This window comes from Hoskinsella mucinilytica, from assembly GCF_045223415.1.
Lineage (GTDB): Bacteria > Bacillota_I > Bacilli_A > Erysipelotrichales > Erysipelotrichaceae > Hoskinsella > Hoskinsella mucinilytica.
Map to the genome: position 1 here is coordinate 16,290 of NZ_JBEQZJ010000013.1, position 21,963 is coordinate 38,252.

Annotated in this window: 19 protein-coding genes; 6 read left to right on the forward strand and 13 right to left on the reverse strand. The window is 34.1% G+C overall.

Going from position 1 to position 21,963, the window contains the following annotated elements; all coding sequences use genetic code 11:
* Positions 1–463: 463 nt before the first annotated feature.
* The 5 genes from UGRO018_RS06050 to UGRO018_RS06070 all read left to right on the forward strand — a co-directional run bounded on the left by UGRO018_RS06050 (position 464) and on the right by UGRO018_RS06070 (position 6,059).
* Positions 464–2,095 carry a peptide ABC transporter substrate-binding protein gene (locus UGRO018_RS06050; RefSeq protein ID WP_416325570.1) on the forward strand — a complete coding sequence of 544 codons (1,632 nt, stop codon included), beginning with the start codon at positions 464–466 and terminating at the stop codon, positions 2,093–2,095.
* 84 nt (positions 2,096–2,179) lie between these two features.
* Entirely contained in the window at positions 2,180–3,124 is a 945-nt protein-coding gene (locus UGRO018_RS06055; protein ID WP_416325571.1) for an ABC transporter permease, read from the forward strand.
* 1 nt (position 3,125) lies between these two features.
* Positions 3,126–4,052, forward strand: coding sequence for an ABC transporter permease (locus UGRO018_RS06060; RefSeq protein WP_416325572.1), 927 nt, complete (start codon positions 3,126–3,128; stop codon positions 4,050–4,052).
* Positions 4,053–4,055: 3 nt separating this feature from the next.
* Positions 4,056–5,141 carry an ABC transporter ATP-binding protein gene (locus tag UGRO018_RS06065; RefSeq protein WP_416325573.1) on the forward strand — a complete coding sequence of 362 codons (1,086 nt, stop codon included), beginning with the start codon at positions 4,056–4,058 and terminating at the stop codon, positions 5,139–5,141.
* Positions 5,142–6,059 carry an ABC transporter ATP-binding protein gene (locus UGRO018_RS06070; RefSeq protein ID WP_416325574.1) on the forward strand — a complete coding sequence of 306 codons (918 nt, stop codon included), beginning with the start codon at positions 5,142–5,144 and terminating at the stop codon, positions 6,057–6,059.
* Positions 6,060–6,942: 883 nt separating this feature from the next.
* On the opposite strand, the gene UGRO018_RS06075 is transcribed toward UGRO018_RS06070, so the two are convergent.
* Genes UGRO018_RS06075 through UGRO018_RS06100 form a run of 6 tightly spaced genes read right to left on the reverse strand, consistent with a single transcriptional unit; the run spans position 6,943 to position 12,467 of the window.
* Positions 6,943–8,820 carry a BglG family transcription antiterminator gene (locus tag UGRO018_RS06075; protein ID WP_416325575.1) on the reverse strand — a complete coding sequence of 626 codons (1,878 nt, stop codon included), beginning with the start codon at positions 8,818–8,820 and terminating at the stop codon, positions 6,943–6,945.
* Between the two features lie 45 nt (positions 8,821–8,865).
* Positions 8,866–9,930: a tyrosine-protein phosphatase gene (locus UGRO018_RS06080; protein ID WP_416325576.1), complete on the reverse strand. Its 1,065-nt coding sequence runs from the start codon at positions 9,928–9,930 to the stop codon at positions 8,866–8,868.
* On the reverse strand, positions 9,931–10,419 hold the full coding sequence (locus tag UGRO018_RS06085) for a PTS sugar transporter subunit IIB (RefSeq protein ID WP_416325577.1): 489 nt from the start codon (positions 10,417–10,419) through the stop codon (positions 9,931–9,933).
* Positions 10,394–10,837: a PTS sugar transporter subunit IIA gene (locus tag UGRO018_RS06090; protein WP_416325578.1), complete on the reverse strand. Its 444-nt coding sequence runs from the start codon at positions 10,835–10,837 to the stop codon at positions 10,394–10,396. The genes UGRO018_RS06085 and UGRO018_RS06090 overlap by 26 nt, the downstream gene beginning before the upstream one ends.
* On the reverse strand, positions 10,837–11,676 hold the full coding sequence (locus UGRO018_RS06095; protein ID WP_416325579.1) for a PTS system mannose/fructose/sorbose family transporter subunit IID: 840 nt from the start codon (positions 11,674–11,676) through the stop codon (positions 10,837–10,839). Before UGRO018_RS06095 ends, UGRO018_RS06090 begins: the two co-directional genes overlap by 1 nt.
* Complete coding sequence (locus UGRO018_RS06100) at positions 11,673–12,467, reverse strand: PTS mannose/fructose/sorbose/N-acetylgalactosamine transporter subunit IIC (RefSeq protein ID WP_416325580.1); 795 nt, start codon at positions 12,465–12,467, stop codon at positions 11,673–11,675. The genes UGRO018_RS06095 and UGRO018_RS06100 overlap by 4 nt, the downstream gene beginning before the upstream one ends.
* A 336-nt stretch (positions 12,468–12,803) precedes the next feature.
* Between UGRO018_RS06100 and UGRO018_RS06105 the strand changes: the two genes are divergently transcribed.
* Positions 12,804–13,514, forward strand: a complete 711-nt coding sequence (locus UGRO018_RS06105) for a hypothetical protein (protein ID WP_416325581.1) — start codon at positions 12,804–12,806, stop codon at positions 13,512–13,514.
* Positions 13,515–13,911: 397 nt separating this feature from the next.
* Here UGRO018_RS06105 and UGRO018_RS06110 read toward each other — a convergent pair whose 3' ends face one another.
* The 7 genes from UGRO018_RS06110 to UGRO018_RS06140 form a co-directional block, all read right to left on the reverse strand.
* Complete coding sequence (locus UGRO018_RS06110; protein ID WP_416325582.1) at positions 13,912–15,069, reverse strand: MupG family TIM beta-alpha barrel fold protein; 1,158 nt, start codon at positions 15,067–15,069, stop codon at positions 13,912–13,914.
* 548 nt (positions 15,070–15,617) lie between these two features.
* Entirely contained in the window at positions 15,618–16,244 is a 627-nt protein-coding gene (locus UGRO018_RS06115) for an ATP-binding cassette domain-containing protein (protein WP_416325583.1), read from the reverse strand.
* Positions 16,231–18,249 (reverse strand): DUF1430 domain-containing protein, encoded by a 2,019-nt coding sequence (locus UGRO018_RS06120; RefSeq protein ID WP_416325584.1) that lies wholly within the window; start codon positions 18,247–18,249, stop codon positions 16,231–16,233. The genes UGRO018_RS06115 and UGRO018_RS06120 overlap by 14 nt, the downstream gene beginning before the upstream one ends.
* Positions 18,250–18,304: 55 nt before the next feature.
* The gene (locus tag UGRO018_RS06125) at positions 18,305–18,622 is read right to left on the reverse strand and encodes a hypothetical protein (RefSeq protein WP_416325585.1); all 318 of its coding nucleotides are present in this window, start codon (positions 18,620–18,622) and stop codon (positions 18,305–18,307) included.
* 464 nt (positions 18,623–19,086) lie between these two features.
* Positions 19,087–20,325 carry an exo-alpha-sialidase gene (locus UGRO018_RS06130; RefSeq protein ID WP_416325586.1) on the reverse strand — a complete coding sequence of 413 codons (1,239 nt, stop codon included), beginning with the start codon at positions 20,323–20,325 and terminating at the stop codon, positions 19,087–19,089.
* Positions 20,322–21,152 (reverse strand): hypothetical protein, encoded by an 831-nt coding sequence (locus tag UGRO018_RS06135; RefSeq protein ID WP_416325587.1) that lies wholly within the window; start codon positions 21,150–21,152, stop codon positions 20,322–20,324. Before UGRO018_RS06135 ends, UGRO018_RS06130 begins: the two co-directional genes overlap by 4 nt.
* Positions 21,149–21,925, reverse strand: a complete 777-nt coding sequence (locus UGRO018_RS06140; RefSeq protein WP_416325588.1) for a hypothetical protein — start codon at positions 21,923–21,925, stop codon at positions 21,149–21,151. The genes UGRO018_RS06135 and UGRO018_RS06140 overlap by 4 nt, the downstream gene beginning before the upstream one ends.
* Positions 21,926–21,963: the final 38 nt, after the last annotated feature.

Below are 21,963 nucleotides of genomic sequence, written 5' to 3' on the forward strand. Positions count from 1 at the left end.
CTACCATAATATATAGCAGATAGGACAGCAAACGCTGTCCTTTTTAATATAAGAAAAAGCAAACAATAGATACATTGTTTCATGATTTAGCATTTTGTAACAATTTTCATCATTTCGTCATATTTTAGATAGAACAAGGTACGATCTCATCTAATTGTCACAAAGTTTTCATTTAAAAATATCACAGTATGAAAACAAGTGATTTCAATTGTTGAACAAATATGGCATTCAAACTATAAGAAAGCAATATTTGTGCTATTCCCTATATTATGAAACAGTTTTCAACAACTCATCACATTTTGGTTACATTTTCTTTGAAAAGTTGTGAAAAAAGTGTTGCAAATTTGTGAAAAGTCCTTATAATGATAACTATGAAAGTGTTCAATGACGAACAGACACAGAAAAACTACACTGTAAGCATTGAACACTTTTATTATCAATGAAAAAAAGAGGAGGAATTGGAATGAAAAAATTAGTGTCCATATTAACCTGTGCACTGATGGTTTTCTCACTTGCAGGATGTGGTTCTGACAGCTCATCTGATGGAAAAACATTTACCTTTGCAAGTGAACTAGATATCATCTCACTTGATTCAACAGTAGGCGATGATGGTATGTCATTCAATGCAATGCATGCATTGACAGATGGCTTGATGGGATTGGATAAAGATCAAAAAACAGTAAATGCATTGGCAGATAAGTATACGGTAAGTGATGATAACTTAACGTACACATTTACATTAAAAGATGCAAAATGGTCTAATGGTGATCCGGTTACAGCAAACGACTTCGTTTATTCTTGGAGAAGAATCATCAAAAACTCCGGTAACTATGCTTACATGATGGGTTCAGATGGCGCAAGCATTAAAAATGCTGATGCAATCATGAAAAAACAAGAAGACGGTAAAGAACTTAGTGATGCTGACTTAGAAACATTAGGTGTAACCGCAAAAGATGATAAGACATTGGTTGTTGAATTAGACAACCCAGTACCTTATTTCTTGGATTTAATGACATTCCCTTGTTATTATCCACAGAACCAAAAATTCGTTGAAGAAAAAGGTGACAAATATGGTGCTGATGCTGACAATATGATCTCTAACGGTGCATTCGTATTGAAATCATGGACAAAAGGTACAGAAGCTGTCTTTGAAAAGAATCCTGATTACTATAACAAAGATGCAGTGAAACTTGATACTTTGATCATGAAACTGGTTCAAGATCCTAAAACAGCTGCTATGGCATTCGATAATGGTGATAACGATTACTGTACGATCAACTCTGAATTAGTTGATAAATACAGTGGTCAAGATACATTTGAACAATTTAATGAAGGATACTTATTCTATCTTCAGTTAAATTTCGAAAATGAAAATATTGCGAACTTAAATCTACGTAAAGCAATTTCTTATGCAATCGATCGTAAAGATTTCACAGATAGCGTATTAAAAGATGGTTCTCAACCTGCAAGAGGTTTCGTTCCTGCCGGTTTATCTACAGGACCTGATGGAAAAGACTTCCGTGATTCTGCGGATACTTTCACAGCTTATGATACAACAGAAGCTCAGAAATACATGGATGCTGCTTTAAAAGAATTAGGCAAAGACAGTGTAACCGTTGAGTTGTTGTATGGTACTGATGAATCTCCTATGGATCAAATGGCAGAATATTTACAAAATGCTTTAAGTAAGATCAAAGGCTTAAAAGTAGAATTGGTTTCAACTACAAAGAATGACCGTATCTATAATAGAGAAGCAAACGGTGAATTCCAAATTGCATTAACACGTTGGGGACCTGATTATGCTGACCCTACAACTTACTTGAATCTATTGTTAACAGGCAATAACAATAACTATGGTAAATACACAAGCAAAGATTTTGACGCAAAAATGGATGAAGCAAAAGCAAATGTAAATGATGCAAATGCTCGTTGGAAATCTTTGATCGAAGCTGAGAAGATCGCAATGGAAGACTTTGCGTACATTCCTGTATTTGAAAAAGGTTCCGCAGCACTTCACAATACTAAGGTTACCGGATTGGTGCACAAACCAGTTGGTGTTCCATATACATTTAACTACGTTGATATCGCTGAATAAAACAATTAAATTGGAATAGTAAGAAAACACATGATAGCTTGCTATCATGTGTTTCTATTTGTTTAAAGGAAAGGAAGGAATTCTATGGATAAATCCATGTTAAAATATATTGCAAAACGACTTATGATTGCAATTGCCACACTATTTATCATTCTTGTGGTGCTGTTTGTCCTCACAAAAATGCTTCCTGGATCTCCAATCAATAATGAAAAGCTAAGTCCTGCACAAAGGGCGGTCATTATGGCAAAATATGGACTTGATAAACCAATCTTGGAACAGTTTGTGAATTATCTAGTCAATATGCTGCATGGAGATTTCGGAATTTCTTATACATTATATAAAGAATACCCAGTTGCTGAACTATTAACTTCAGCATCAAAAATTTCATTCTCTTTGGGAATCGGTGCTTGTATTCTTGGTACTATCATTGGAATGGCGTTAGGTGTATTTGCGGCTTTACACCGAAACACATTTTGGGATACACTTGCGACAGGTATTTCTGTTTTAGGTGTTTCTATACCATCCTTTGTATTCGCACTATTATTGGTTATCTTTTTAGGAAATATGTTAAAAATATTACCTGCATCCTATAGTCCGAGAAATGCGATCGTATCTTCCATTCTTCCCATGCTTGCCCTATCTATGGGTGTCATTGCCAATGTTGCACGTTTCACTCGTACAGAAATGATATCTGTTTTGAATAGTGAGTATATCACCTTGGCAAAAGCAAAAGGATTGGATAAACGAACCTTGATCATGCGTCATACCTTACGTAATAGTTTGATACCGGTCATCACGATATTAGGACCGATCCTAGTCAATTTGATGACAGGTACTATGGTAGTTGAATATATTTGCGGCGTACCTGGGCTTGGTAAGCTTTTGATCAATAGTATTCATGCCAATGATGTAAATATCATCGTTGCTTGTTCCTTCTTATATGCAGCGATGTATATCATTATGACGTTGTTCATTGATATCGCATATGGATTGATTGATCCTCGTATTAGATTAGGAAAGGATGATTAATATGGAAGATATGACATTTTTAGAAAATGACTTTGAATTTGTATCAGAACCACAAGAACTGATCAAAGATGAAGTTCTTCCTGACAGACCATTCTGGAAAGATGCACTTCATCGCTTTTGTGAAAATAAAGGTGCCGTTTTCGGTGCTATCTTTATTATCATATTTATCTTACTTGCGATTTTTGTACCGATGTTAAGTTCATGGGAATTTGATGACATGAATACCAAAATCGCCAATATCACACCAAATGCTGTACATTGGTTTGGTACAGATAATTATGGACGTGACTTGTTTGTTAGAGTATGGTCCGGTTCAAGAATCTCTTTATTTGTGGCGATTGCCGCTGTATTGATCGATGTATTTATCGGTATGATCTATGGCTTGATCAGTGGCTACTTTGGAGGAAAAGTTGATTCTGTAATGCAAAGAATCCAAGAAATTATCAACTCTATTCCAACACTTGTTATTTTGATCCTTTTGATGATGGTATTAAAAGCATCGCTGACAACGATCATCATTGCATTGATGTTTACAGAATGGATCGGTATGGCTCGTATTACAAGAGCGCAGGTATTAAAGGTAAAAGAAGACGAATTCGTATTGGCTTCTCGTACCATGGGTGCCGGTCATATCTTTATCATTTTCAAAGAAATCTTGCCGAATATCTTTGGACAGTTAATCATTATGTTTATGATGAGCGTTCCTAATGCAATCTTCTATGAAGCTTACTTAGCGTTCGTAGGTTTGGGTATACCGAAACCTAATGCTTCTTTGGGATCTTTGATCAATGATGGATTTAACTTCATCCTTGTCTATCCATATATGATGGTTATTCCGGCAGTTGTTTTAGCACTTTTGATGCTAAGCTTCAATCTGTTTGGTGATGGTCTGCACGATGCCTTAGACCCAACGATGAAGGAGGGATAGGATATGGCAGAAAGAGAAAGAATTTTAAAAATAAGAAACTTAAATATATCCTTTAAAACAGATAGTGGAAAAGTAAGTGCCATTCGTGGTGTTAACCTAGATTTATATAAAGGTGAAACAATTGCAATCGTCGGTGAATCCGGTAGTGGTAAATCCGTTACCACAAAAGCAATCATGGGTATCCTTGCGAACAATGGTACCATTGAAAGTGGCTCTATTGAATATACTTGGTATGATGAATATACCGGAGAAAAACATGTAGAAGATATCGTCAAGATGTCAGAAAAGATGAAACAAAAAGAAATTCGTGGTAGAAAGATTGCAATGGTATTCCAAGATCCAATGACATCTTTGAATCCAACAATGACCATAGGAAAACAAATTATGGAGCCTATGATCTATCACTATAAGAAAAGCAAACAGCAAGCATATCAAGAAGCTGTTGAGTTATTAAAATTGGTTGGTATCACAGATGCAGAAAAACGTATGAAAAACTATCCTCATCAATTGTCAGGTGGTATGCGTCAACGTATTGTCATTGCAATTGCATTATCCTGTGATCCCTATGTTTTGATTTGTGATGAACCTACAACTGCACTGGATGTTACTATTCAGGCCATGATATTAGAGTTGATTCAAGATATTCAGAAAAAGAAAAACTTATCCGTTATTTATATTACACATGATTTAGGTGTTGTCGCAAAAGTTGCGGACTTTGTCAATGTCATGTATGCCGGTAAGATCATTGAAACAGGTACCATTGATGAAATCTTCTATGATCCTCGTCACCCTTATACTTGGGGACTATTAAGTGCCATGCCGGATCTGGATACTGATGATGATGAATTATATACCATTCCAGGTACTCCACCAAACTTGACCAAAGAAGTAAAAGGTGATGCCTTTGCACCTAGAAATCAATTTGCGTTGAATATCGATCTAAGAGAAGAACCTCCTATGTTTGATGTTCCTGGTTCTAAATCTCATAAAGTCGCAACTTGGTTAATGCATGAAAAAGCACCGAAAGTCGATATGCCGGAATCCTTAAAACGTCGACTGGAGAAAATGCAGAAGGAAGGGGTGAAATAAATGGAACCAATCTTAAAAGTTGAGCACCTTAAGCAATATTTCAAGGTAAGTCGTAAATTTACAGTAAAAGCTGTAGATGATATCTCCTTTGAAATCATGCCCGGAGAAACCTATGGACTGGTTGGTGAATCCGGTAGTGGAAAGTCTACGACCGGTAGAAGTGTGATCCGTTTATATAAACCCACGGATGGAAAAATCATGTTTAACGGACAAGATATTTCAGGCAAAATGAGCAATGAAACATCTAAAATGTTGCATACAAAGATGCAAATGATTTTCCAAGATCCAATGGCTTGTTTGAATCCTCGTCGTAAAGTTATGGATATCATTGCGGAAGGGCTTGATATTCATCATGATTATACAACGCATGAAGAACGTGCGGAAAAGGTTTATCAAATGCTGGAACTGGTTGGTCTTTCTAGAGAACATGCGAGTCGTTATCCACATCAATTCTCCGGTGGACAACGTCAACGTATTGGTATTGCAAGAGCCTTGATCATGAATCCTGATTTGATCATCGCCGATGAAGCAATCTCTGCACTTGATGTATCTATTCAAGCTCAGGTTGTAAATCTAATGAAGAAAATCCAACAAAAAACAGGTACGAGTATTTTATTCATTGCACATGATTTGAGTATGGTAAAATATATATCCGATAGAATCGGTGTATTACACTTGGGACATCTTGTCGAAACCGGAACGACCGAAGAAATTTTCAATAATCCAATTCATCCATATACAAGAAGCTTATTGAGTGCCATTCCTACACCGAATCCGGTCGTAGAAAAAACAAGAAAAGCATTTACTTATGACTATTCCAGCAGTGGTGTAGATTACCATGCGGGAAAAGATCAGCTCATTGGAGGTACTCATCATGTCCTAGCGACAGATGATGAATTACGTGAATGGACAAAATAGTGAAAGTATGAAATGAAAACCACCAACTAGGTGGTTTTTTCCTTATGTTTGTATACTTTAACTTCCGTATGTCTTATCAAGATGAAACAAGACATTTTAAAAATCCCCAGTATCAATACGATATCATATCATTTATTACAAGAGATTCCCATTATTCCATTTCTTTTTTCTTCTATTCAAAGGAAAAATGTATTCATAAAAGCCGTAACAAGTAATCATTTTTTATAAAACAAGCCAATGAGAAGCAAGTAAAAAGATGTAACAACCAACGAAACAGCTACTGTTAATCTACTATAAGAACAAAAAAGTAATATCATAGAAACAACAATTAGAATGAGATTTAAATTTTTCTTTATCTTCTCCATGATTTTATTTGTATATTACAGGCTTTACAGCCATTTCAATATACGACTCCTTTCTATCAGCTTCCTTAATCTAGCTTTATTTTAACTCAATAAAAAGAAAAACACAACATGTAAGCGTTGTCACTTCTCTTTTGGCATTATATAAATTAGTTAAAAAGTATCATAGATTATCTGTCTTTTCTTGGTTTTTAATATATGTACACCTTTTAACCGATTAGCTAAAGAGGAAAGTTCTTATTTAATGAATGAAAACGAAATTAAGACTATTTTAGTTGAGAAATTCCCATAAAAATTTAAAGGTATGAGTCTTTCATAATCTAATTTTCTTTTCGTTGATAGAATACGTTATTATTGACTCAAAATAGTTTATACTATATTAGTAATGTCAAACTTCTTTATTTATATCAACAGTATCATGCAGTTGGTTTCTTTCATCGTTATCATCATTTGCTTGATCTATAGTTGTATAAAACTGAACAAACGATGATGAAAGAAAAGACAGTCAATATGGCTGTCTTTTATAATAGACTGTGATCCTGCATTCTTCGAACATAAGAATCCGCCTGTTTGATAGCGAGCACGTTATCGTTTGGATCCATGACAACGATTTGAATCTGAGATATCGTAAATCCATGTAGAACGATTGGATTCGTTATATCATAGATAAATAAGGTATGTTCTAATTCCTTTTTCCAAAGCAAACAAATGACCAAAGGATCCATTTGATACATGCTTGTATCTTGTTCTATCAACCATTGAATCATCGCCTTAGCATCCATATGATCATAACCATAAGAGGATAAAGATTCCATCAATTCATTGAGCCAATTACCTTTCTCATTTGGGATAGAAAGATGTACTTTATTGTCTGTTTTGTACAATAGAAAATTCTCAATTCGATGTTTTGCCAACACTTCATTATAAAATCTTCTTGTTACATCCATATAGTTAAAATAATCTACATAGAATACTTTCACCGGGCAATTCGTCAAACGCATACCTTTTGCCTCAACAATAAAAATACAATCATATTTTGTAAAATCAATGCTATCAATTTCATAAAAGGAATAAAAATCCCTATGAATATTATAACGTTCTGCAGTCATAACACGATTACTTGTAGATACGCTTGTATCTCCGCTAAATTGTCCGATAAAAGCCACATGGATCATATGATATTCGTTATTGACGATGAAAATTGCGTTGAACAATTGTACAGTTAAATTTAACACATCATATACGATATAATCAAAATGCGTGATTCTTTTTATCATTTCCAAGATCTGAAGACTCAATGAAGTGGATACAGGTACCATTCTCACGATTTCATGAGTATTCATGCGATTATTCATTACTCTGATGCCATTTCTCTTCATCAATAGGAATTCATATACATAGGTTTCTAGGAAATCAAGTATATGAACCTTCCTACCGATATCTAGATGGATGGTCTTAGAGAGTGTCAATTGTAGATCTCCCATGATCTGTGCCAAATGATTTCCTAATTCACCTTGTTCCATTAGTTCCTTTGGAAGGTTTTGTGATCCTGTCAACAATAACAATTTGATAAATTTAAACTCTGATTCCTCTATATGAAAACATTCTAACAACATTTTTGCGCACAAGGTAAATGCATCATTTCCTTGAATGATAAACCCTTCATCAAAAGGATAAAGATCATACCCATTGACCTTGATGAGAAGATAGAAATATAAGCGTTGGAATTCTAAATCACGTAAATGGATATTAAATTGTTGTAATATCTTCGCAAGTTTGATTCTTATATCCTTCATATGAGTAGGATCAATTTGATATCGTTTTATTGCCATCGGCATAAAATCATATTGTTCTAGATAACTATCATAAATATCACAGAAATCAATCAAACAACTTCTTACTTGATAAGAATCTGCTTCTATCTTCATCCCATAGTAAGGTGTACTATTCAAATAAATGCCATAGAAATCTAATATCGTTCTAACATAACGAAGATCATTGGTCAAAGTAGCCATAGAGATATTCATCTCATCAATCAAATCATCGCCTCGTACATAATCCTTTGCGCATAAAAACTTGCGAATGAGATAGGCAATTCTTGGATTATCTCCATAGTGATACATTACCTCATTATTCAAATATGCACTACATTGATATTTCAAAGATTCATAAGCTTCTCTGTTTTGATCATTAGGTTCCGCACTATAACCACGATTACGATTCGAATTGATCACGATATGTTTTTGACAGCGTTCCAATTCTTGATTGATGATTAGGATTTCTGACTGTAAAGTACGATTGGATATCTGTGCATAAGCCAAAAGATCATCTATATGTGAGACCTCATTTCGTAATAGATGATCTAAAATCTTTATTTGACGTAAACTTAACTGCAACATAGAAATCCTCCTTTGATGATATGGTAAGGATATGTTCTCATTGTATCACAGCGCATTTTCCAAGTATAGACTTTGTATGGTCTGAATCTGTTCCTCACTGATATGGAGAACTTGTTTCACATAGGCAAGAATTGAGCCGTAATGTGTTTTGATTTCTTGTATTGCTGCATTTAAATACGCTTCTTCTGTAGTAAATAAAGAGAACAAATACTGTGCGACCTCTTCATCTCCTTGTGCCATTTTTCTGAAATTTGCCAAATATCGTTGATTTTTCTTTTCTCTGGCACGATTTGTTAATAGATAATCATACATGATCACTGACTCATCAACACCAAGGATACTTAACAATAACATGGCCGCATATCCCGTGCGATCTTTTCCACCTTTACAATGGAAGTATAATGGCGCAGCATCTGCTTGTGCCATTAATGTTAGGGTGTCACGATAGGCTTGTTGGCTCAATTCATTGTTCACAAATTCTATCTGTTGGTTCATCATAGATTTCCTTGCCATATCAGGATCTTTTTTTACTTGTTCCTTTGCGAATGCTATCTGCATCGCATGGTGGTCCATCTGTTCTCCATTTTGTAACGATCCGGCGAATGCCGCTATTTTCCCATCAGGAATGAAATGATATTGTTTGATATCTCGATGTCCCAGTTGATTAGGAGATGATTTCCATTCCTGTTCTCCTCTGAAATCGATGATACTATTGAGTTTTACCTCATCTAAATAAGGGATACCTGTAGATGCGATATTATACAAATGATCTCCTCGATATAATAATCCCCATTTAAGAGGTCTACCATCTTTTCCGATATAACCACCTAAATCTCTAAAATTGTACATCCCATCAATTGGAAGAATACGAAATCCACATAAACACTGAGTTCCATCATCAAAAGCCAACGTAAAGTAATAACGCTCTTTACAAGCATCAGGGAAAGAAATCACTGTTTGATTTCCTTCACCTGATCCGATATAACAACTTTCGTTTATACACTTTTGTGCATCTTTATGTGCATAGATACGATAGGAGGCAGCACTTGCTCTATCATGAAGTTCGAAGGATAATTGATCATCCTCTGTTTTATAAACCTCTGCGAACATTCACTTCTGCTCCTTCGCCTTCTTCAACACGCTTTCCAGACTCACCGGTTCATCAAACGCTGCTATTTGATATTCCACCTGTACTCCCATTTTGATCAGCTCTTCTAATGCTTGTTCTTCCTCTGGAGAAAAACTTAAATCATGTGCATAGGAGTGACGATCCTGACGACTTCTCATACCACCATAATTAATATAGTCAATTGGTACACCACCTTGTTTTAATGCCAATGCATCTGATGTACTTCCCAGAATCAAGAACGTTGAACGTTTGATTGGATTTTTCTTATAAATATTTACGAACTGCTGTACACCAAACACATGTACCAATAAATCCGGAGCTGCCATCTTTAACACCTGCGCTTGTACAGGATTTTGTGCAGCAGCATCATTCACACAGATTACCTGCTCTGCATTCACATGACGAAGCCAACTAGTTGCGACCTGTCCATGTATCAATCTGTCATCAATACGAATCCACTTGATTGCCATTCTCATTCATCCCTTTCAATTTTTTACTGATATTCACTAAGGTGTCTTTATGAATTGTTTCTATTTTATCTTCCATTTCTGTTAGGGAGCTTGTTTGATCCAATACAACTTCCAATAACAAAGGCACATTCAATCCGGAGAATACACGCACATCCTCCATATGTTCGATTGCTAAATAAGTAGCGACATTTGCTGGAGTTCCACCATAGATATCAGTTAACACAATACATCCATCTTTTGTGTCTAATGTTTCATATAGTTCCTTTATTTCTGATAATGCCGTTTCGTATGGTTTTCCTTCTGTTACCAATACAGTCCCTATATTTTCTTGTTCATGTCCGATGATCATCTCCATGGTTTCTTTTGCGGCTTTCGCAAATTCCCCATGAGATGCAAGGATCAATGCCTGTCTAGCCATTATGCGATCACTCCGACCATTGCTAAAATCGTACCGATGATCAATATCGCAAATATCATAACGATCAACCATTTACGAGGTACTCGTTTGTTGATTTGATATAGACCGATCGTAATAAGTAAAGGCAGTACATGTGGCATAACACCATCTAATAATTCTTGTATATTTACAACAGTTTCCTTTACCTGAATCACATAACCAATATTGAATTTTACAGAAGATGATATCAATGCACCTAACACGATGACACCAACCATAGTAGCTAAATTAATGATATTACTCATCATTTTCGCTTGTTCTCCGGAAGTAACAAATTCCATTCCTTTTTGATATCCAAGAATAATACCACCATATTTAATGGCAATATTGATACCGTTATAGATGACAAACATCAAAATAACACCTAAGAAATTTCCTTGTAATGCATAAACTGCACCAATACTACCTGCAATCGCCTGTATGGTCAATTTAAATACAGAATCACCGATACCAGCCAAAGGTCCCATCATTCCTGCTTTTACCGCAACAACCGCCTCTTTTTCATCTATAGAAGTCGTTTCTTCCAAAGCCGCTGTAATACCCAATATCATACCGGTAGCGGTATTTTGAGATAGGAAATATTCCAAATGACGTTGCATAGCCGCAACACGTACTTCTTCAGGCTCATCTTTATATATCTTATTTAATACAGGAGCCAGCGCAGTCGCAAAGCCAATGGATTGTGCAGTAACATTATTGATTGCAGTACCTAGACCCCAAATTTGTAACTGCCAAAACATTTTATTTAAATCTTTTTTTGTTAAAATTCCTGTAGTCTGTGCTTCTTTCTTTTTTCTCATAGGTCATATTCTCCTTCCCCATCTACATCAGCTGTAGTAGCTACTGGTGCAGGTGCTGCTTGCTGTTGATCCTTGATCTGCATGATCCATAAATATAATGTACCAAAAGCCAATGCGATCAACGTAATAGGTAAGATATCTAAACCAAGATAAGCATTTAAAACAAATCCGAAAATCAAGAATGCCCACATACCGTTCTTCATAATGATGGTCATAAGAATGGATAAACCTACCGCTGGTAGAATTCTACTTGCGACATTCAAAGAGCTTAATACTTCTGCCGGAATGTAAGCCAAGACTTGATCGATCACACCTGATCCTAAATAGATGACTAGGAAGGTAGGAATCGCACGAACAGCAAATTGTAAGAGAGCACCAGCTGCTTCAATCTTCAATAATGAATTAAAATTTCCTGTTAATGCCAAACGATCTGCCCAAGGTGCAAAGAACTGACGAATAAATCCAACGATTAGAATTAATTGTTGTGATAATACAGCAACGGTGGTTGCTAACGCTACACCAGCCGCAATTTCTGAGCCACTGGTAATCGCAAAAGATGTCCCAACAATCGTTCCGACGATCATGTCCGGTGTTTGGTATCCGGCCATGTTACCAAGTCCCATCCACATTAATTCAAGAGTTGCACTGATAACCAATGCAGTTTCAAGATCCCCCAGAATGATTCCTACCATTGGTCCAACCAATAGCGGACGGCGAAGCATTTGAGGACCTTGATCATCAAAAGAACAATAACCAGCCCATAATGCCAATAATAGTGCCTGCAATAACATAATAATTTCCTCCTTGTTTCTACTTACATTCTAATCGGTAAAGATCAGACCCTCAACGGAATGTTTGTGTAATTGTAAGCGCAAACATTTCATAAAAAGAATTTACATTTATAAGATGCAAAAAATTAGGACAACTTATTCGTAAGAGAAAACCCTACTTTTCATGTGACAAAAACATGATATTTGATTGAACATAGCATCATATAGGTATATAATGTAATTATAAATAAGTCATTCAAGTACCCGATACGTTTCATCATGATAATGAAAGTAATCACATACAAAAAAGGTTTTTCATAATGGTTGAATGTTGGGGGACACAAGGAGGGAATGAACATGATTTACCGATTTTTTAAAAATCTTCACACCAAATGTTTACAACATTTCAACACATCTTGGAAACAAATCTCAATTCTATTCATTTTATTATTATCGTTAGGATTAGCTTCTTGTAGTAAAACCATAAAAATTGAATCTATATCGGTACCTGAAGAAGTGATTGAAATGGATGTCCAAGATGATTTCACGATTCCTTTTACGGTTTCACCAAAGGATGCTGATATATCAAACATTGAAATTAAAAGTGATAAAGAAATTATAGTAACACAAGATGACACTACGCTCCATATCGAATCCGGAAGTACTGAGGGTAATTATACATTATATATGAAAGATGATAAGATCGAAAGTAATCTTATCAAAGTACAAGTAGTTGATAAAGAACGAGTAAAAAAAGAGGAAGAAGCAAAGAAAGCTGCGGAAGAGGAAGCAAGAAAAGCAGAAGAAAAGAAAAAAGCAGAGGAAGCTGCCGCAAAAAAAGCGGAGGAAGAAAAAGCTTTACAGACACAGCAAAATGCTGTACAAAGTCAAACAGAATCTCAACAAGTGCCAAGTGATCCTATAGAGGCAACCGTTTGGATCGCCAGTTCGGGAAATGGTACAAAATATCATTCTAATCCAAATTGTAGTCGAATGAAAAACCCATATCAAATCACAAAATCTGAAGCAATTGCACAAGGATATGATCCTTGTAAAAAATGTTATTAAAACAACGATGAAAGTCGTTGTTTTATTACTATCTAAACATTATGAAATGATGATATGATTTATGGTCAACAAAACAAACATTCTTGCCGCCCTCATAGTTCACACTATATTTGTCTGCCAAACTATCTGTGGACCTCTCATCTTTCCACAACTCCTTCGCACACTTCTTCACAGAAATGCACTAGTTTAGATTTCTTGTATTGTATTGGAACTCAACAAAGTAGGACTTTCACAACCATGATACCTCACTTTTCAAAGTTCATTCATTCCGTTTATACACCGTAAGTGAAAGAAACTTCTAATCTGAAAGAAAGTTCAACCATGCCGATCCATCTTTGAACTATAGCAACTGCCTTCCACACAAAAACACGTCTCAACAGTTAAGACGTGTTTTCTTTTATTTGATAAAACTAAAGTATGTGCCCGGTGTGATATAATCCAATAATTGCATTTCATCCTCATTTAAATGACCTACCAGATTTCTCTGTCCATCATTTTCCATGTCCTTAAGACAAATCTGAAGTTCCCCGCAATAATGTTTTAAATTATCATTTACGATCATGACATCACCTTTTGTAAAATAAGGTTTCGTTATTTTCCGATAAGGAATGCTTTCTTTTCCATATAAAGTTCTTGTGATACGAGAACGTAACATATAATCACTGCTATCACCTAGATCACAATGTTTTTTAAACTGATACAATATCTTACTTTCTATATCATTGATATCCTGTTTCGTATCTATCTGAAGTACGACTCTTTTCTTTCCAACATTTGGTATGACAGCTTCAACCATCTTTTCAAATTCCGTTTTCTCTTCTACGACATCCTGTTGTTTTAACGTTTGCATTGCTTCTTTTAACTCTGCTTCACTAGCAAATGCATTACCAAAGTATAAGATATCCGTATCTCCCATAGCCAAAAATTCTCTTACTTGATAGCTGATAGAACGTTTGCGATGATCTTCAATCGTTGGCAACCCATCATACACTGGCCATGGTCCATGCGCTTTTTCTACATTAGAAGTAATAAATGCTCCGATTTTAACAGGATACTTTTTCCATATCTCATTGATTCTTCGATATTCTTTCTTCGGTACTCCTGTATAGCGCTCTGGATAGAAGTTATGACACAAAGTCACTTCTTTTCCATTTAATCTCTCAATGACTGGCTGAACTGCTTGGATCATAAAAGCACTAAATTGAATTTTAATTCCTTCTTTGTTGTTAACTAAGATAACATCACGTTCATCACCATAACAAAAATCCATTCGGATTTCATCTACACCGATTTGTTTGAATACACTGATATCATGTTCAGTTGCGCCAAAGCGATCAAACATTTGTGCATTGGCATCAATACAAACCTCCATTTGATGAACATGTGCCATACTACAAAGCTTTTGAAAACAAGACAATACCTCTTCCTTTTCTCCCGGTACTGAAAACATACTTGTAAATATCCTTGTAAACCCATATTGAGAAGCTAGCTTAATATATGCTTCCATCTCCTGTAAGGTTTCTTGTTCAGGATATAAAGAGATTCCTAATTCCACAATTCTCATCCTCCGATCTATAGATTTATTGTAAGCGTTTTAAAGATTTCCTTCAAGTGAAACTTATCGTAATCTATATCGCAAAAAAATAGGAATAAATATAAAAAGAACCTTTATTTTTCTTCTGAAGTAAACTATAATTAATGTAAAAAAAGGAGCTGATAACTATGGTAACGATCATCCTTCTGATAGATATGATTCTTCGAGTCATTTTCCCTATCATCATTATCCTTGGCTTGATTTATCTTTGTGTAAAGTTATATAAAAAATATTTTTGATTGACATATATACACTTGATTACACTGTTAGATATGATTTAATTGAAGATTTTCAACAAGGAAAGGCATTCATTATGAATGAAAAAGAAAAAGGTTTGTAAAAAATGCGAAATTACTATATGGTTAGAGCACAAGGTTCTAAAGAAGAGGATTTTAAGGAATTTTTCGACAAAAATATCATAGCTGTTGGTTGGAGTAACATTGATTTTAGTAAAGAGAATAATATTAACAACTTAAAAGGTCTTAATATCTGGCAGACCTTTTGTTATTTTATATATGTATGATAGTATCACAACGCTTTGCCAATGACATATCATGGGTTACGATCATAACCGTCTTTTCTTTTGTTAGATTCTTTAGGATACCAAAAACGATTTCTTTATTTTCTTCATCAAGATTTCCAGTTGGCTCATCAGCCAATATCAATTCACATGGCTTCAATAATAATCGTGCCAAAGCTACTCTTTGCTGTTCACCACCAGATAGCGTGTAAACCTTACTATCCATTTTGTCTAAAAGACCAACCTTCTCTAATACCTTTTGTATTTCTTCTTGTTGTTGTGATTTTGTAAGATGACGAATTGGAATTATCATATTTTCTTTCACTGTTTCATTTTCTATGAGTGCATAATTTTGAAATAAAAAACCTAGTTTTTCTTTATATAGCTTTCTTTTATCACGGGAACGATATTCCTTCATGTTTTTCCCAAAGATCGATATCATTCCATCGTCATATGATTCTAAACCACCAATCATATTAATCAATGTGCTTTTCCCAGAACCAGATTTTCCGCAAATCGCTACCATTTGATGTTCCTCAATCGTTATATTCAAATGATCAAATAGTCTGTTATCATCAAATGTCTTTGCTAGATTTTTAATATCAACGATAATCATAATAGCCCCTCCTCTCTAATACAAGAACATTTTTATCCATAAAATAGGAAATAAGATATGTAAACATAAAATCTAATATCAAAACAGCTGGAACATAAATTAACGCAGGCTGATATCCTAAGACGAATAAGAAGACCATTATTAAGGCATATAAAATCATCTGACTTTTATAATATTCTTGATATTTATAGAGTAGTGTTTCCCCATGAATAGTATGAATAAATATTTTTCTTCTATTTTTTTCAATATAACATGTAAGATACTGATAAATGAGAAATACGATTCCTAAGAAAATCATGACAAACTCTATCACATTGATTAATACTTGGGTCTTTAATTCATCCATGTATAGTGCTAAATCATTCTCTACACTTGAAACATTGATATCATTAGCATCAATACCAACTACTTGACACCATTTCTTAAAACCTAATTCTAAATCCTGTGTTCCTACATCTATCAAACAGTGAGATATATCAAATTGATCATCTATCACTATATAATTATTTGATATAAATCCATCTTTACTGTCAATATAACCCGGTTGATAAGTGTAACATCTCTGATCATCTTTTATCTCAATTAATTGATAATGTTGAAAATTCGGATTTGCTTTTACTGTTTTAACTTCAGGTCTATCCATCATAGATTGTGGTATCAATAGATAGGACTGCCCTGGCAATATAGCATCTGAAATGTTTTGATTGTCTACATCTTTGATATTTTGCAAATTTAAATATGTCGTATTCACTCTTATCCCATTTTTCAAATAGCTCAATATATCATATGCATCTTCATCCATAGATGTATTTTTATGTCTTTTATCATATTGGAATGTGTCGATATAAATCATTCCTTGATTATTTTTAACTATCTCTTGAATTTTATTACTATAAGCAAGCATCTCTTCCGTTGTACCACCTATCTGATTTGAAAAAGAATCAATCTTTATTTTGGTATTCACATTTTCTAAAAGTGTAGTACTTAATTGATACTCATCTATTAGGCTTATAAATGACTGCATACTCATCATAAGACATAGGATAGCGATAAAAGCAAAAATACCCTTTAAAACATAATGAATTGTAAATATAATAAAATGTGAGTATTTATTTTTAATTCCGTCTAAGATTTTCATTTTGTTCACGATGAAGAAACAGATTCCATAAACTCCCACCATCAATATAAGCATTAAAAAGAATGTTATCATAAGCCAAAAAACATATTGATCCATTAGGATACCATTATTTGCTATAAAAACATATCCCAATATGACAATCAAAAAAAACATAAATAGGAATAAAATCACTCTTTTTAACAAAATCTCCTTCATAATGCTATTCAAAGCTAAACCATTTAATTTATACAACGATATCTTTCGTTGCTTTTTTATAATATCAAACAATAAAATCGCACAATAAAGTAATATCAAGATACCCAATCCAGTGATGGACTGAATCAGCCAATCTTTATACATGGCTTCTTTTTGTTCATCCATAGTATAATGCCCTGACACTTCTGCATTTAAAGCTGGATCTATTTGATATAACTCGAAGCTTAATTTTGAAATGAACTCCTCATTTTTACTTTGGACATATAGATTTCCATATAAATCATCTATCTTAAGATGTCCTAATTCATCATAAAAATAAATAGTTTGTTCCTTACTATACTTTGCTCCTATTGTATACGGTTGAAGAAACTTTATTTTTTTAAAAAAATGATTCCCCTCATTATAGGATACATATACTTTTCTTTGGAGTTTCTCATATAACGTGTAAAATACTATATCATCTTGTTGTTTTTCTATTGAATCAAGTACATGAATTATTTGTTCTTTTTGATCAGATGTTAATATACTCGGGATATTTATACTGGCTATTTCTGCCTGCTCATCACCAAAACACATATAATAGTTTTGAGAATTCACAATAGAAAACTGCATTGAAATAAATACAATAAACCCTGATATCAAAGCTATAACGAACTTTTCTATGTGTTTCATACCGTTATCTCCTTTTGAAAAGCTCAACGCTCTAGGAGCATTGAGCCTTCTTTTGTTAGTTTACAAGTGTGCTTGTATATTCGTGTTTATGATTATTATCTACAGTTGTATACCACTCAACTCTAGCTGTTTGGTAACCTGATCCTGTCCTAAAAGCCCCATTCGCACGAATAACAACATCACATCGTACTTGTTTTGCGCTATATCTGGTTAAATATGTTACTTTGTTCCCTGAAGTATAACTGTCTTTAAATTCGATTACCGTCCATGAATCTTGATAGAAGTAGTTTTGAGCAAATATTGTGGTTAATGGCATCGCAATAAGTATAATAAATGACATACTCAGCAATACGTTCTTTAGTTTTTTTGACATACTTTCATCACCTCATCTTTAATTACAGTATACCATTATATTTAATAAAAGTAAGTCTTGTATTATTTGAATTCATTTGATATAATTTATAAAGATAGTTATTTTATGTTTGATAATCTGCATTACCATCAACTTCTTGCTCAAATGATATATCTAATCAAAAACAGCATCATGGAACTTACTCAGATGATGCTGTTTTTTTGCAAATGCCTATACATGTGTCATGAAACTACACAAGATTTTCTATTATCGTCTTCCCAAATAGCTCATATTGACTCGAAAAACATTGATATTCTCTCGAAATAGGAGTTTCAAGTAATAACTCATAAGTTTAATTCTATCATAATAAATTGATTTCATTTACTGTATTTAAATTCATCATCTGCGTGATGGAATGTGACCCTGGTATATCTGCTTATAAATTCCTCTAATATATTTACCTTTTCAAATGGAAGTTGTTCACATTAAGCGATGATCCATGTAATTCCATCCTTACTTTTTGCGATGCTTCCGTTTTGTAATGGAATACAATACATACCGTTTTCTTCATAAATTGTTTGATCATAAGCTACTTTTTCCGCAAGACTTGCATCAAGGTCTTTTAGATGAGTAAATGTTTTTCCATCATCTTTACTGATTGCGACATCCCTAAAGGATGGAATAAGCAATGTACCATCACTCATCAAAGCCATTGAGTACATGCCTGAGAAATCTTCCTGATATGAAATAGGTTTCGTAAATTTCCAATCTTCCCCATTACTACTAGTGCCATGAATCATAGAATGAGTGGTCATCATTGTGATGATATATCCACCATCTTTAGATACATTGATGGAAATTTGTTGGATACTAGCACTACCACAATTGATCTGTACATCTTTCCACGTTGTTCCTTGATCCATTGAAACAATGATATGAGGTTGCATATATTTTTGCGCAAACGCAATCATGATCATGGAATCATCAATATAATAGCTTTGATTTCCCATACGATAATAAGTCAACCAAAAGTCTTGCATACGGCTGGCTTTGATAGGTACTTGCTTCCAAGTCATACCATGATCTAAGGTGATGGATACGATACCACTTTCAATTTTTAAATCATATTGTTTATCATCAGAAGCATGATTGATTTGTTCATCATTTGTCTGCGATGATTGTGGTTTTGCCGGTGCATTGGCATAACTATCCTCAATATCAGCATCACTTGCGATTACTTTTACTGATGTTACTTCTGGTATAGATATATCAGATGGTGAAGACGGTGTTACTTCCGGGTTTGTTTCCGGTTCTTTTTGTTGTGGTTCCTCAATCGTCGGTTGCTTGTTTCCTTCTAAGATTTCAGCCGGTTTATCCTCATAAAATAGTACTTGATAACTTGATATTGTATCATTTTGATCTTGAATGGTTATGACAACATAAGATGGATTCATCCAATGGATATTACTTTTCACACCTGCTTGTTTCATTTGATAAGTCGCCTCTACTGATTCTTTTTGACTTTCAGAAGCTATGATTTTAATACCACGCTCTCCATATTCCTCTATACTGACGCTATATTCACCATAACTGGATGATGTGTTTATATTTGATTCTTCTACCTTTGAATTACTTGGTGTTTTGCTTGGAGCGAGTAGATAAATGGTTGTCAATGCCAGAAACTCTACCAATAATAAGATGATCCAGTGCCGTATGATTTTCATAACCATTCACCTGCACTTTCAGATATTTTTAATTTTTTCCATCTTGTTTGAACATCGTTATAAAAATACGTTTTTCTCGCAAATTCGTTTAGATACTCCATTTCATATTCTGCATGTTTTAAATCACCGTGTTGAAGATAAATACAAGCTAGTGTATAACGAAGCTGCATACGAGTACGTCTTGTTAAAACCTCTTGTGTTAAACGTTGGTTGATCGTTTGAAGATATTCTTCATAAGATATATGATGATCCAAGTAAGCATAAAAGGTTTCTTTTGCGTGGATAACATTTTGATAATGAACTTTATTCGTTCGTAACCCTTTTTTAGATTGTAACGTTCCCCAATGCTTTTTTGCTTCCTCTAATGCCTGTTTTCCCATATCAAATTCTTGATTTGCATCATAATAATTGCTTAGATTCAACCAACTGATCAATAATACAGATAAAGATTTTTCTTTCGTAATCATTTCTTGTGTCATAAAGATTGCTTTAGCATAGTCTCCCAACAAGTAAAAACATAATGCTCGATTCGCTATCACATCTGGAAAAGATAACACTTTAGGATGACTTTCATATCGATCTAATAATGCTTGTGGATCTAATTGCTCATTCACAAGATCTATCCACTCTGTATCAAGTTGCCTCTTTGCGACAGCAAGCATTCTCATTAATAATATAATAAGTACCAATACTTGTATACCAAAATAGATGAGCATAAGAAGATAAGCTTTTTGATAGGCTAAATAAACCAATAGTATCAAGGATAGAAGAAAAAACAAAATCGCAATTCGATAGTAATTGGTTCTTCTCATAAGATAATCTATCATATATCCATCTCCTTGCATTTTGCCTGTGCTTGTTTTCTGATATCAAATTCGTTTCCATACATCGCTACGCTCTGATAATAACTTCGTGCGATATCTTTATCTACAACTTCATAACAACGAGCAAGATACATCATCAAATACATACGTGTATAAAGCTCAAGTTCATTTTCTAAACACATCCTAAGATGATACAACCGTTTTGGTTGATGATCTTTTTCATATTGTAGTGCCTCTTGCGTAAATTGAAATATGATGTCGATATTTTTCAGATTTCCTATCGCAAGAAGTGGACTGGGCTTATCCTGTTTCTTTTCCATATAAATATTCGCCTGTTGAATATCGCCTTCTACCAATAAAAACATACAAAGCATTGCTAGATCTTGTTTCACATAATGGCGATATATCATGGAATGCTTTTGTCCGTATTGAGAAATGATTTGTTGAAGGATTTGTTTTCCTTCCTCTTTATCCCCTCTAAGATAAAGGTATTCTCCCATCATAGTTCCATAAAGTATCTTCTCTAACAAACGTATCGGGCGATGAATCAATTGATGTTTGTTTTTTTCAAATGTACTTAAGTGTCCATTATGTATGTTATAAATAAAATCATAAAGCTTTATGGAACAAATATTTTGAATAAAGAGGATAGCGAATATTGCGATTATTGAAATACATAAACCAATGAGTTGATGATCTACAAAATAATAGCAAAGGGCAACCACCGCTACCATCATGCTTGCAATATATTCATATGCATATTTTTTTAATAACATATCCATGCCTTCTTTCTTTGTCTAGTATATCATACTTT